The sequence below is a fragment of the Kitasatospora sp. NPDC036755 genome (assembly GCF_040636595.1).
Lineage (GTDB): Bacteria > Actinomycetota > Actinomycetes > Streptomycetales > Streptomycetaceae > Kitasatospora.
On sequence record NZ_JBEZUT010000256.1, the window covers coordinates 1 to 12966 of the forward strand.

13 protein-coding genes and 1 pseudogene are annotated in these 12966 nt (G+C 74.7%); 11 read left to right on the forward strand and 3 right to left on the reverse strand.

Going from position 1 to position 12966, the window contains the following annotated elements; all coding sequences use genetic code 11:
• From AB0E96_RS29975 to AB0E96_RS30010, 8 genes and pseudogenes are all read left to right on the forward strand, one after another.
• Positions 1-95 (forward strand): annotated as a pseudogene (locus AB0E96_RS29975) (sulfate adenylyltransferase small subunit); the annotation flags it as partial.
• Positions 78-1241 carry a hypothetical protein gene (locus AB0E96_RS29980; RefSeq protein WP_359828925.1) on the forward strand — a complete coding sequence of 388 codons (1164 nt, stop codon included), beginning with the start codon at positions 78-80 and terminating at the stop codon, positions 1239-1241. The pseudogene AB0E96_RS29975 and the gene AB0E96_RS29980, both read left to right, overlap by 18 nt.
• A gap of 69 nt (positions 1242-1310) precedes the next feature.
• Positions 1311-1493 carry a hypothetical protein gene (locus AB0E96_RS29985; RefSeq protein WP_359828913.1) on the forward strand — a complete coding sequence of 61 codons (183 nt, stop codon included), beginning with the start codon at positions 1311-1313 and terminating at the stop codon, positions 1491-1493.
• 68 nt (positions 1494-1561) lie between these two features.
• The gene (locus AB0E96_RS29990) at positions 1562-1753 is read left to right on the forward strand and encodes a hypothetical protein (protein ID WP_359828914.1); all 192 of its coding nucleotides are present in this window, start codon (positions 1562-1564) and stop codon (positions 1751-1753) included.
• Between the two features lie 113 nt (positions 1754-1866).
• Positions 1867-2232, forward strand: a complete 366-nt coding sequence (locus AB0E96_RS29995; protein WP_359828915.1) for a hypothetical protein — start codon at positions 1867-1869, stop codon at positions 2230-2232.
• Between the two features lie 102 nt (positions 2233-2334).
• Positions 2335-2535: a hypothetical protein gene (locus tag AB0E96_RS30000; protein ID WP_359828916.1), complete on the forward strand. Its 201-nt coding sequence runs from the start codon at positions 2335-2337 to the stop codon at positions 2533-2535.
• A gap of 167 nt (positions 2536-2702) precedes the next feature.
• Entirely contained in the window at positions 2703-3014 is a 312-nt protein-coding gene (locus tag AB0E96_RS30005) for a hypothetical protein (protein WP_359828917.1), read from the forward strand.
• A 26-nt stretch (positions 3015-3040) separates the two neighbouring features.
• Positions 3041-5347: an SAM-dependent methyltransferase gene (locus AB0E96_RS30010; RefSeq protein ID WP_359828918.1), complete on the forward strand. Its 2307-nt coding sequence runs from the start codon at positions 3041-3043 to the stop codon at positions 5345-5347.
• Positions 5348-5416: 69 nt separating this feature from the next.
• Here AB0E96_RS30010 and AB0E96_RS30015 read toward each other — a convergent pair whose 3' ends face one another.
• Together AB0E96_RS30015 and AB0E96_RS30020 are read right to left on the reverse strand one after the other, a co-directional pair.
• The gene (locus tag AB0E96_RS30015) at positions 5417-6298 is read right to left on the reverse strand and encodes a PIG-L family deacetylase (protein ID WP_359828919.1); all 882 of its coding nucleotides are present in this window, start codon (positions 6296-6298) and stop codon (positions 5417-5419) included.
• A 78-nt stretch (positions 6299-6376) separates the two neighbouring features.
• Positions 6377-7027 (reverse strand): hypothetical protein, encoded by a 651-nt coding sequence (locus AB0E96_RS30020; RefSeq protein WP_359828920.1) that lies wholly within the window; start codon positions 7025-7027, stop codon positions 6377-6379.
• Between the two features lie 156 nt (positions 7028-7183).
• Between AB0E96_RS30020 and AB0E96_RS30025 the strand changes: the two genes are divergently transcribed.
• The 3 genes from AB0E96_RS30025 to AB0E96_RS30035 all read left to right on the forward strand — a co-directional run bounded on the left by AB0E96_RS30025 (position 7184) and on the right by AB0E96_RS30035 (position 11311).
• On the forward strand, positions 7184-7612 hold the full coding sequence (locus tag AB0E96_RS30025; RefSeq protein WP_359828921.1) for a hypothetical protein: 429 nt from the start codon (positions 7184-7186) through the stop codon (positions 7610-7612).
• Entirely contained in the window at positions 7609-10383 is a 2775-nt protein-coding gene (locus AB0E96_RS30030; RefSeq protein WP_359828922.1) for a tetratricopeptide repeat protein, read from the forward strand. Before AB0E96_RS30025 ends, AB0E96_RS30030 begins: the two co-directional genes overlap by 4 nt.
• Positions 10384-10477: 94 nt before the next feature.
• Positions 10478-11311 (forward strand): SAM-dependent methyltransferase, encoded by an 834-nt coding sequence (locus AB0E96_RS30035; RefSeq protein ID WP_359828923.1) that lies wholly within the window; start codon positions 10478-10480, stop codon positions 11309-11311.
• Between the two features lie 39 nt (positions 11312-11350).
• Here the strand turns inward: AB0E96_RS30035 and AB0E96_RS30040 are convergent, their stop codons facing one another.
• A complete protein-coding gene (locus tag AB0E96_RS30040) occupies positions 11351-12430 on the reverse strand; it encodes an inosamine-phosphate amidinotransferase 1 (RefSeq protein ID WP_359828924.1) in 1080 nt (359 codons plus the stop codon).
• Between the last annotated feature and the right edge of the window lie 536 nt (positions 12431-12966).

The window sequence follows — 12966 nt, forward strand, 5'->3', positions numbered from 1 at the left end:
TGCACATCTTCCGCGAGGTCGCGGGGGAGTTCGAACGCCCGGTGATCCTGTTCTCCGGCGGCAAGGACTCCATCGTCATGCTGCACCTGGCGCTCGGCCAGGCCCCGGCGGCCCCCTGCGCGTGCCAGGGCGGCGGGCCCTCGGCAGCCGGGCCGGCGGGCGGCGGCGTCCGGCCCTCCTGCGCCTCCACCAACAACCGCCCGCTGGTCTTCGCGATCGGCCAGGTCGGCGTGGACTTCCAGACCGAGGCCCGCCGGGACAGCTTCCGTCAGCTGATGGAGCCCGTCGAACGGGACGTCGAGGGCCATCCGGAACAGACGAAGGAGCTGCCCGCCAATCCCTACGACGCCGAGCAGTTGCACCGGTACCTGACCGCCAACCCGTGGGCCTCCGACAAGGTCACCTGGACGCTGAACCTGGAGAGCACGCCGATCTACGCGCTGGAGGCCGAGACCGCGGCCGGCATGGACTGGAGCAGTGTGCCCGTCGTGGACGTCGGGGCGACCAAGCAGGACGTGGAGGCGCTCATCGACGACCGCGCCCGGCTCGCGGACCTCCTGCTGGCACTCGCCGCGCCGCCGCCGCCGGTGTCCACCGTCTACCGGTCGTTCCGGGACGCGTACCTCGGCCACCACAGGTTCACCCAGGACGAGGACGGCTACATCTCCCGGATCTCGGTCCCCGGCCGGCTGACCGACCGCACCGTCCGGCTGTTCTCCGGGCAGGTCGTGCCCGTCGTCGAGGTCAAGAGCCGCGGCATCTACATCTGGTACCAGAAGCAGCTGGTGGACGCCGTGGTGACGGCCGTCCTGCAGAACGCCGCACGGGACTCCCTGACGGTCGACGAGGCCTATGTCCGCAAGACCATGGACGCGTTCCTGGACAAGGTCTACTACCAGTTCCGCAACCTCGGGCAGACCTCCGCAGACCGGGCGCTGAACTCCGCGGGCACCAACGCCTTCTCGGTCGCCGAGACCATCAGCAAGGCCATGCTCCTGGGCCAGAGCATCCCCAGCACCGTGACCAGGGCCGACGAGCAGGTCTCCCTGTACTGCATCGACACGATCTCCGTCACGAAGAGCCCCTACTGCCGCATGGGCTCGGACTGCCAGGACGTCAAGGTGGGCTTCTTCGACCCCGAGGACGACCGGCACGCGCGGGTCAACATGCTGTTCACGATCGACGTCAGCGACGAGTTCCCCGTCACCCTGGCGCCGGCCCACCAGTTCCTGGAGTCCTGAGCGCCACGGCACCGCCGGTGCCCGCGCCCGCCGAAGGACCCCACGCCGCCCGTCAGGAGGAGGCGGACCATGAAATCCCCCGCACGGCTCCCCAAGCCCACGCCCAACCTGCCGGTCCTGGCTCCACCGATCCACCGGGACGGCCCGGAGGAGTCCGGCCGACAGGCCGGCGGCCCCGGCGTCGCGGCGTCCAGGTCGGCCTGTTCCAGTCTCTCCGGACCGGCCCGGAGCATGTGCTACGCCGCCCTCTGACGACCCGTCCCCCACGGGCCCGACGGACGACGGGCGCACCGCCCTCACACGAGAAGGGATGAGCAGAAATGATCCACGAAGAATTCCGTGAGGACCACCGGACGTGGTCCCCCACCCCGCAACTCCCGAAGCTGGCCCCGCCGGTCGACCGTACCGGTCACACCGGCGGTGCCCTGGGGCAGGCCCCGGGCGTCGAGGCCGACGCCTTCTGGGACCAGCTCGCCAACACCGCCCTGCAGGTGATCCCGAAGCTCTTCTGACACGGCACCACGCGCCGGCGACGGTTCTCGAGCGGTCCGTCGCCGGCCCCGCCGCCCGGTGACGCCACCGCGCGGAACCGGCCACCGGAGCTCCGAACAGGAGAGGCAGAACCATGCTCGAGCAGCCGCCGCCCCAGGTGCCGCCGATCGACCGAACGGTCGGCTACGAGGCCTGTCTGAAGGTGGTCAAGGAAGCCGTCAGCGTGGACGGCGTTCAGAACGCGGCCATGCCGCCCAGCAATGTGATCATGGGATTCACCGGCCGGCCGCCGCGGACCCGCGCCTCGGTCGACGCCGTCCCCGCGGACTCCGAGGACTCGGCCGTCCAGGCACCGCCGGCTCTACCGACCACACTGATCATGGACGGCCCCGGGGGTCTCTACGGCCCGAGTTTCGCGGACCCGGCCCCCTGGGCCTGCGGCGGTGCCCCCACCCCCGGCTGCCTGCCGCCACCCCCCGCCATCGGAGGCCGCCGCTGATCCCCACCAGTCACACCGGACGGCCCCGGCCCGGGCCTCCGAGCAGGTCCGCCCCGCGCCGTCCGCCCCACGGAACCAGCACACGAGAAGGGAAGCACGACCATGACCACGGAAGAGCTCCACGACGAACACCGGGCGTGGTCCCCCACCCCGCAGCTCCCGAGGCTCGCCCCGCCGGTCGACCGCACCGGTCACACCGGCGGCGCCCTGGGACAGGCTCCCGGCATCGAGGCCGACAGCTTCTGGGACGACCTCGCCAGCGTCGCCCAGGTGGCCGCCCCGATCGCCCTGGCAGCGCTCTGACGTCGTCCGCCCCCGGACGACGGTGCCCCCCAGTGCCGGCCGTGCGGCCCCTCGCCGCCCGGCCGGCACACCGCTGCCCCCGTCCGCCGAACCCCTGTCCGGCCGAACTCCCGTTCAGTAGCATGAACCCGCTTCCGCCCGTGGCTCCGAGGGGACGAGTGACCGCCGTGACCACCCTGACCGCCAGCACCCCGCCCGTCGACGTCGTGGACCTCGTGGACGTCGTGGACGTCGTGGACGTCGTGGACGTCGACGTGGACATCGACCTGCTCCTGGACGGCGACGCCGCCGCGGACGCCCCGGCTCCGGACGCGCTCGGCGCCGCCGCGCCGATCCTGATGACCCCGCCGCAGAGCACCCAGGCCGTCTTCGAGTTCGACCCGCCGGTCCAGCTCGACCCGGAGTTCCTGGTGGACCCGCTGCCCCCGCAGGTGACCCAGGCGATCGTCGTCGACCTGCCCGGCCTCGACGCCCGCTGAGGCCCGCCGAGGCCCACACCCGCCGCATGGACGCCGACCGCCCCGCCGCGCACCGCTACACGCGCCCCTTCGACCGCTTCCCCTCCCGCCGTGAGCACCAGGAACGGTGGGCCGACCTCGCCCGCGCGATCGCCGAGGCAGGCCCACCGAACGGTGAACCGGCCAGCCGCAAGGGCGAGTTGACCGTCCTCGGCTCCGGCATCGAGGCCGCCGGCTTCACCCGGGCCGACGAGCGACTGCTCCGCGAGGCCGACGTGGTCCTGCACTGCGTGGCCGACCCCGCCACGGTCGTGCGGATCAACGCCTGGCGCCCGGACGCCTACGACCTCGGCGTCCTGTACGACGACGCCAAGGACCGCTACCTGACGTACGTCCAGATGTCCGAGGCGGTGCTGCACTTCGTCCGCGCCGGACGGCGCGTGGCGGCCGTCTTCTACGGCCACCCCGGCATCTTCGTGCTGTCCAGCCACCGGGCCGTGCGGATCGCCCGCCGCGAGGGCCACACCGCCGTGATGCGGCCGGGCATCAGCGCCCTGGACGTGCTCTGCGCCGACCTCGGCGTGGACCCGAGCACCCCCGGCATGCAGACCTTCGAGGCCACCGACCTGCTGATCCGCGGCCGGCGCATCGACCCCGGCCTGCACCTGGTGCTCTGGCAGGTCGGCATCGTCGGCGAACTCGACTACCGGCGCGCCGGGTTCACCAACCGCCACCTGCCGGTGCTGCTGGACCGGCTGGAGGAGGCCTACGGGCCGGACCACACCGTGGTCAACTACACCGGCGCCCGCTACCGGGGCCTGGACCCCGTCACCGCCCGGCACACCGTCGCCGCCCTGCGTGACCGAGCCGTACAGCGCACCGTCACCAGCGCCTCCACCTGGTACCTGCCGCCCGCCGTCGCCGCCCCGGCCGACCCGGACATGCTCGAACGCCTCGGCCTGCTCGGCCCCGGCCGGCGGGTCCGCCCACCGGACGGCCCGCTGCGGGTCGTCGACGCGTACGGACCGCGCGAACTCGCCGCCCTGCGCGGCTTCGCCGGCTTCCGTGTCCCGGCCGGTTTCCACTGGCAGGAGGACACCCCCGGCGCCCGCTTCGCCCTGGCCCTCGGCGAGGACAGCGCCCTGCGCGAGCACTACGTCCGCGAGCCCGCGGCCGCCGTGGCCGACTGGGCCCCGCCGGACCTCGGACCGGCCGAGCGCGCCCTGCTGGCCCGGCGCGAGGACCTGGCCCTGCAGGCCGCCGCCCGGGGCGTCCACCGGCCGCCCGGGCCGGAGGAGGCCCGCCGGCTGCGCACCCTGCTCACCCGCAAGTCGGAGGCCCGCCGGCTGGCGCGGGACGGCTCGGCGGGCTGGCCGTCGATCCGGCGCGACCTGGACGCCGTTCTCGCCGGGGCCCTGTACCCGTGGACGGGCCTGTACGGCACCGCGGACGGCGGCCTCTCGGTCTACGTCCTGGGCCGCGCCACCGACCCGCCCCGGCACCGGGTCCACGTCGACGGCCGGCGCGTCCCCGACCCGGTCTACTCCCGCGGCGTGCTGCGCTGGCCCGGCGCGGACGGCCGGCCCGGCGGCGAGCTGCGGCCGGAGTCCGGCCGCGACGGACTGCGCCGGCTGACCGGCACCGTCGACGGCGCCGCGGTGTGCCTGACCGAGTACCCGCTGCCGGAACTGCCACCGCTCGCCGACCTGGTCGGCGGGTACCGGGTCGGGGGCGTGCGGGTGGACGTCTCGCCCGGCACCCCGGGCTCGGCCCCGCGGCTGCGCGTCACCGTCGACGGCGAGCCCGTCACCGCCGCGGTGGTGATCGGACCGGCGGGCTTCGAGGTGGACGACCTCACCGTCCCCTTCACCGCGGCGGTGGCCGAGGCGCCCCCGTGCCTCCACGGGGACTACCGGCTACGGCTGCCCGGCCGGCCCGGCGGCGCCGAACTGCGCGTGACGGCGGACGGCGTCGTGCTCGACGGCCGGCCCGTCACCAAGGCCGAGGCGGACGGCCGGCGGCTCGGCTGGCGGGACGGACCGGAGCCGCTGCCGTCCGCCGAACTCACCCTGCTGCTCGACCCGGTCACCCTGCACCCGATGCTCCACGGCACCGGTCGGAGGGCGGACGGCGAACCGTTCCCGCTGCTCGGCATGGTCCCGGTCGGCGTCGACGCGGCCCGGGAGCTCGCCGCCCGGCCGCGGTTCGGCATCCCGGCCGGGCCGTGGGCCCACCTGGTGGCGCTCGCCGCCGGGGCGAGCCGGGAGGGCGGGCTGTTCTGGTGGCACGGCTGGGAGCAGTCGGCCACCGCCCTGCGGACCGTGGAGCGCGCCCTGCGGGACGGCCACCGGTAGCCGGCCGCCGGTGGCCGGTGGCCGGCGCGCGGTACGGACCAGGCCGGGTCCGTACCGCGCGCCGGGGCATCAGCGCAGCCCGGCGAAGAGGTCGTTCTCCGGGACGGCCGCGCCGGTGGAGTCCTTGACCCGCACGAAGGTCTCCACGCCCATCAGCTCGGTGAACCGCTCCTTGCCCATCTTCAGGAAGAAGATGTTCTCCCCCTGGCTGGCGTGCGCGGCCAGGGCGTCGAACTTCCGGCCGCAGAACGCGGTGGTGTCCACCCAGGTGGTGATCTCCTCGTCGGGCAGGCCGATCTCGGGCAGCTCGGGCAGCTCCGGTGCCTCGGCCGCGCCTCCCGCCCCGGCGATCTCGCCCGTCTCCGCCGGGCCCGCGTCCTCCCAGTCCGCGCCGAACTCGCGCATGGCCTCCGCGAACCGCCGCATGCCCGAGCGCGGCGCCGTCGTCCAGTAGACCTTCGGCGTCAGCTCGTCGGTCAGCTCCAGCGCCGCCATGGTGATCCGGTGCGCCTGGATGTGGTCGGGGTGGCCGTAGAACCCGTTCTCGTCGTAGGTGACGACCACGTCGGGCCGGTAGTGCCGGATCAGTTCGGCGAGGCGGGCGGCGCCCTCCGCCACCGGCGTGCGCCAGAACGAGCCGGGCTCCTCGTTGCTCGCCCAGCCCATCATCCCGGAGTCGGCGTACTCCAGCAGCTCCAGGTGAGTGACCTTCAGCACCTCGCAACTGGCCTCCAGTTCCTGCCGGCGCATCGCCGCGACGGCCTCCGGGTCGTGCCCGGGCTCGCCCGGCTTGACCCCTCCCGGAGCGTCGCCGCAACGTCCGTCCGTACACGTGACGAGCACCGTGCGGATACCCTCCGCCGCGTACCGGGCGAGGACACCCCCCGTCCCGGTGGCCTCGTCGTCGGGGTGGGCGTGTACCGCCATCAGCGTCAGCGGCCGGTCAGCCATGAGAATCCATCCTCCGGTATGAAAAGTACTCGTCCCAGTCTGCGCCACGGAGCGGGGTGGCCGCTCCGGACATCCCGCTCACCGGCCGGCGGCGAGGGTGACGGGCAGGCCGTCCTCGATGCGGCGCAGCAGGCGGCCGCCGTGGACGCCGGGGGCGTCGAACACGCCCTGGTCCTCGGGGTCGTCGTCGGCGCCGGCGCACAGGACCTCGGGCACCAGCACCGTCTCGGCGCCGCCGGAGGCCGGGTAGTCGGCGGCGAGGTAGGCGGGCGCCAGGACGGCACCGTGCAGGGTGCCTTCGACCAGGTCCGGCTCGAACCCGGCGGACAGCACGGTGACCCGGGCGTGCAGGTCCCCGTGGAGCATCACCAGCTTGTCCGTCATGTTGCCGACGAAGGCCTCCACGTGGACGCTGCCGCGGACCAGCAGCTTGGCGTCGCCCTCCAGGAAGACGGCGGCCGCCCGGAGGTCGCCGAGCACGATCAGCGCGGGGCAGCCGTCGTCGATGTTCAGGACGGCGCCGCTGACGTCGAGGTCGCCGTCCACGACGCAGCCGGTGCCGTAGAGGTCCAGGGCGTCGAGGTCGAGGTGCCCGTCGACCGACAGGGCGCCGGCGTGGACGTCGTAGGGCTCCTCGTAGAGGTTCTCGTACGAGGAGACGGGCAGGCCGCGGCGCTCGAAGAGGGCGACGGACTCGTCCCAACTGTGCAGCGTGGTCGTGAGATTCATGGGCCGAACTCTGCCACCCGGCACTGTCAGCCGGCCGACACCGGATCGAGACCGGCCGTTTCGCCCGTCCGGGGCCCGGTGCGCCCGCGGGTTGCCTACGCTGTGGCCCACTCATGGCAACCGGCCACCACGGCCCGGGATTTCGAGGGGGAGCCCATGGAGCTCGACGCGTTCATGGAGTTGGCGGGCCCGCCGATCGGCGCCGCGCTCGCCGCCTACGGCGACGCGGTGCTGACGCAGGCGCAGGACGCGGCCGCGACCGCCACCGTGGGCCTGGGCACGCGCATCCTCCAGCGCGTCTGGCACCGGCGCGACGAGCGGCAGCGCGAGGATCTGGAACGGGACGTCCTGGAGGCGGCGGAGGAGGACGCGGGCGCCGACGCCCGGGGCGCGCTGCGCCAGGCCGTCCGGCGCACGCTGCGCCAGGACCCGGAGCTGCTGGCGGAGCTGGCCGCGCTGCTGCCGCGGCCGGAGCCCGCCCCGGTCAGCGTCGTGGTGAACGGCCCGGGGGCCGTCGTCAACACCGGTCACAACAGCGGGACGATGAGCACCAGGACCGTCCTGCGCGGGGACGACGCCCGGTGACCTCGCCCACCCACAGCTTCAGCGGGGCCGGGCAGATCGCCAACTTCCACAGTTCCAACGACGGCGTGATGGTCACCCAGGTCACCACGGTCGTGCTGCCCGCCGAGGCCCTGCGCTCCGCGGCCGACACCCCGGCCGTCGACGTCGTCCACCTGCTCCGGCCGAACGGCCGCTTCACCGGCCGGGAGCGGGAACTGGCCGCGCTGCGGGAGGCCCTGACCGCCGGAAGCACCGGGCCGGGCGCCGCGACGGCGGTGGTCCACGGGCTGGGCGGGGTCGGCAAGAGCACCCTGGTACGGCAGTACGCCCAGACCTTCCGCACCTCGTACGACCTGGTGTGGTGGATCGAGGCCTCCGCCCCGGGGGCCGTCGAGGAGGCCCTGGCCGGGATCGCCCGCCAGCTGGCCCCCGCCTGGGCGGCGACGGCGCGTCCGCCGGAGCTGACCGCCTGGGCCCTGGCCTGGCTCCGGCACCACAGCGACTGGCTGCTGGTGTACGACGACGTCGAGGACCCGGCGCTCCTCGCGCCCTTCCTGGGCAGCCTCACCGGCGGGCACCACCTGGTCACCACCCGGCTCGCCGACGACTGGGAGGCGGTCGGTGTCGCCTCCGAGGGCGCGCTGCTCCCCCTGGACGTCCTCCCCCGGGAGCAGGCCGCCGAGCTGCTGTGGTCCGTCGTCTCCGCGTGGGACGGGTCCGACGGGACGCGCTGGGAGGTCGGGCGGCTGGCCCGGGACCTCGGCGGCCTCCCGCTCGCCCTCGACCAGGCGGGCGCCTACCTGCGCCGGACCCGCGCCACGGTCGCCTCCTACCGCCACCGGCTCGGGCTCCACCTGTCCAGGACCCCCGCCGGCCGGGACCCGCAGCGCACCGTCGCCGGGGTGTGGCAGGTCACCCTGGCGGCGGTCGCCGACGAGGATCCGGTCGCGGTCGACCTCCTGTACGCCCTCGCCTGGCTCGACGCCGACGGCTGCCCGCGCGACCTCGTCTCCCGGCTGGCCCCGGACGAGCTCGCGGCCGACGACGCGCTCGGCGTCCTGCACGCCTACAGCATGATCGGCTACGCCTGGCGCGACGTCCGGGTGCACCGGCTGGTCCAGGGCGTGCTGCGGACCGACGCCCTCGCCCGGCGTCCGGCGGGGGCCGCTCCCCGGGGCCGGCCCGAGGCCGAACGGGCCCTGCTGCGGGCCGTCCGGCCGGGCGGGCCCGGGACGGAGGCCGACGCCGCCGAGCTGGCCCGGCTGGTCGGCCAGGTCCGCGCCCTGGCCGCGACCGACCCGCGGGACACCTGCGACACCGCGCTGTCCACCCTGTACGCCGACGCCGCCCTGCACCTGGAGGAGCGCGGGCAGACCGTCCGGGCTCTGCCGCTGTACGAAGGGTACGAGGCCCACCTGCGCAACGGGTCCGGGCCCGAGGACCCGTCCGTGCTGGTGGCCACCGGCGCCGTCGCCCGGGTCCACCTGGCGGCCGGCCGGCCCGAGCGGAGCGCCGAACTCCTCGGACCGCTCCTGGAGCGGAGCCTGCGGGTCCACGGCGCCGGGCACCTCACCACCCTCAACATCCGCGGCAGCCTCGCCTCCGCCCACCAGGCCCGGGGCAGCGTCCGGCAGGCGGTCGAGGAGTACGAGCGGGCCGCCGCCGACAGCCGGGACGCCCTCGGCCCGGAGCACCGCAGGACCCTCGCCCTGCTGAGCGACCTCGCGGGCGCCCACGCCGCCCTCGGCCGGAGCGACCGGGCCGTGCGGATCTACGAGGACCTGCTGCGACGGATCCCCGGCCGCACCGGCACCGGCACCGACGCCCCGCCCGGGATCGACGGCCTGCGGCTGCGCAACAACCTCGCCGGGGCGTACGAGAGCACGGGCCGCTACCGGCAGGCGATCGCCCTCTACCGGGAGGCGCTGGCCGGCTTCGAGGAACTCGCCGGCCCCGAGCACCCCGACACCCTCAGCTGCCTGGGCAACCTCGGGTACGCCCACGACGTGGCAGGCGACCTCGACCGGGCGCGGGAGATCTACCGGGACGTCCTGACCCGGCGGACGGCCGCCCTGGGCGAGGAGCACCCCGACACCCTGCTCAGCGGGAGCAACCTCGCCCACCTCTGCCTGACGACCGGTGACGTCGCGACCGGGTTCGAGCTCTGCCGCACGACACTGGCGCAGCGCACCGGTGTGCTCGGCCCGGCGCACCCCGACACCCTGGTCAGCCTCTCCATGATGGCCTCCGCCCACGACGCGGCCGGAGAGCCGGAGCGGGCGCTCGCCCTGTTCGAGGAGGTCCTGCGCCGGCGCCGCGAGGTCCTCGGCCCGCTGCACCCGGACACCCTGCGCAGCGCCGGGAACCTCGCCGCCGCCCACCACGGGCGGGGCGAGTCCGCCCTGGCCGTCCCCCTGTTCGAGACGGTGCTGGCCGAGCAGGAGCGGCTGCTCGGGCCGGAGAGCCGCGAGACCGTGCTCACCCGCAACAACCTCGGGGTGGCCTGCCGGGCCGCGGGCGACCTGCCGCGGGCCCGGTCGCTGCTCACCGCCGTGGTGGAGCAGCGCACCCGCCTGCTGGGCGCGGACCACCCGGACACCCTCGGCAGCCGCGCCGCCCTGGCCCGGGTCGACGAGGCGTGCGGCGACCGGGCCGGGGCCGTCGCGGGGTACCGGGCCGTCCTCGACCGGCTGACCGGGACGGTCGGCCCGGACCACCCGCTGTCCGTCCTGGTGTCGGGCCTGCTGGCCGGAGTCCCGCGCGGGCGCGAGGGTCCCCGTCCGCGGCAGTGACCGGGCGCGTCCGCGCGTGGTGACGGACCGTACGGGGACGGTTCTCCTACGATCGATGCGACAACGGACGGTTCCCAGGGACGGGTTGACGCCCATGACCGATCGCACCACCAGGATCGACCAGTCGAAGCCGAGCATCGCGCGCGTCTACGACTACCTGCTCGGCGGCACCGACAACTACCCGGTCGACCGCGAGGTCGGCGACTTCTTCCTCCGGGACCTGCCCGGTTCGGTGGCCATGCCGTTCGCCAACCGCCGGGCCATGGTCCGCGCGGTGGGCGCGATGGCCCGGGACGGCATCCGCCAGTTCGTGGACATGGGCAGCGGCCTGCCGACCGCCGAGAACGTGCACCAGGCCGCCCAGCGGCACGGCGCCGGGGCCCGCGTCGTCTACGTGGACAACGATCCGACCGTGCTCGACCACGGCCGCGCCCTGCTGGCCGGCGATCCCGGCACCACGCTGGTCGCGAAGGACCTGCTGCGGCCGCGGGAGATCGTCGACGACCCCGACGTCCGGCGGCTGATCGACTTCGACGAACCGGTGGGGGTGGTCTTCAGCGCGATCCTGCACCATGTCGAGGACGCCGAGCGGCCCGCGGACCTGGTGCGCTGGTGGACGGACCGGGTGCCCTCCGGCAGCCTGGTCTACATCTCCCACTTCCGTTCCGCCGGGGACGACGGGAGCGAGGAGACCGCCCGGATGGAACGCAAGCTCCAGGAGAGCTTCGGCCGCGGCCGCTGGCGCACCGACGAGGAGATCCTCGGGCTGTTCGGCGGGCTCGAACTGCTCGACCCCGGGCTGGTCCCCTGCTCGCTGTGGCGCCCGGAGCCGGCTCCGGGCGGCGGGCCCGGCGACGTCCCGGCCGACGAGGGCGCCCTGTCGGTGTGGGAGCGGCTGATCTCCTGCGGGCTGGCCCGCAAGCCCTGACCGGGCCGGCCCGCGAACCCTGACCGGCCCGGGCCCCGGTCAGGACAGGTAGTCCTCCAGCCCGCCGTCGCGCCGCACGTCCAGGGTGACGCAGTGGAAGCCGCCGCCGAGCACCCGGGAGTGCCGCAGCCGGTGCGGCAGGACGGTGATCCCGGCGTGCTCCAGCAGCTTGATCAGGCTCTCCTGGCCGGACTCGACGATCGCCGTGTCGGGCGAGACCATCAGCAGGTTCATGCTGATCCAGCTCTCGCTGAGCGCGTGCTCGGGCGCGTCGCCGGAGGGCTCGGCCGGCGGGCACCACAGGACGTCCCAGCCCTTCAGCGGCTCCGGGACGGTGTCCGGGCCGATCCGCTCGGGGTTGAGCAGCACCAGCCCCGGCCGCAGCAGCGCGATGGTGCTGTCGATGTGGGTGTACCCGTAGATGTCGCGCAGCGGGTGCAGCCGCAGGCCGCCGTCGCCGAGCAGCCCGAGGGTGGACTCCAGCCACCGCAGGCCGAGTTCGTTCCCGCTGCGGGAGACCTGGTAGAACACGTCCCGGCCGAGCCGCAGCACGTTCGCGGCGTCGAAGACCGGCTCCGCCTCGCCCAGCAGCGGCAGGCCGTCCTCGTCGAACTCGAAGAGCTCGTCGGCCAGTCGGGGCCGGGGGGCGGCGAGCCAGTGGGCCCCGCGGCGCAGGTAGTCCTGGAAGAGGCCGCGCAGCCCGAAGACCTCGAAGTAGCGCTGCCGCATCGGGCTCGCCACCTCGATCAGCGTCTCGCCGACCACCAGGGTCAGGTCCCGGGGACAGTAGGAGTGGAAGCCCCCGTCGGCCTTCCAGAGCGGGGAGGCGAACGCGGCCGCGTGGTCGACCGCCTCGGGCTGGTGGACGGTGACGCCGAGGCCGCGCAGGGTGGCCACCAGGGCGTCCAGGTCCTCCTCGGTCTCCTCGACGACCTGCCGGGAGTAGGGGCCGACCTCGATCGAGGCGAGGTCGGCGGCGCTGGTCTTCGGGAAGCAGGACAGCCAGGAGGACGGCTCGGTCTGCTCGGGCAGCCGGGCGCCGACGGCGGTCCCGACCACGATCTCCCGCAGAGTGGTGAACTCGTCCCAGCTGTGGACCGGACGGGCCGATTCGGACATGACTCTCCCTTGGCACGGGGTTTGGGGAAAAGGCGGATGGGACGGCCGACACGGGGGCCCGGAACCACGCGGCCCGCGACCGCACCGTGGGGCGGTGGGGCCCGGCCGGCGCCGGCCGGCCGCGGGCCGCCGCGGAACGGGGCCCGGAGCGGTGCGGAACCGGTGACGGACATCGGAACGGCTCGACCACCGGACCGGCACCGGACGACCGCGGCGTACCGGAAACCAGCGACCGGGCGGCCGAATTCGCCTGTCGAAGATCCCGGATCGACTGTCACGCTAACCGGACGACCGACGGCGGCGCAAGGACCGCCATCGGCCCCGGAAGCGCCGCCACGACGGACCGCCGGCCGAGCCTCCGTTGTTCGACTCCCGTGCCCCGACGCCGATCAAAAGCCGGGCGGCCGCCCCGGTTCAGGCCCGGACGGCCGCCCCGGCGGGGGCGGCCTCACTTGAGGTGGTCTTCGGATCATTGAGGGTGTGTGACTGGTCGTTGTTTGAGAACTGCACAGTGGACGCGAGCATCTGTGGCCAAG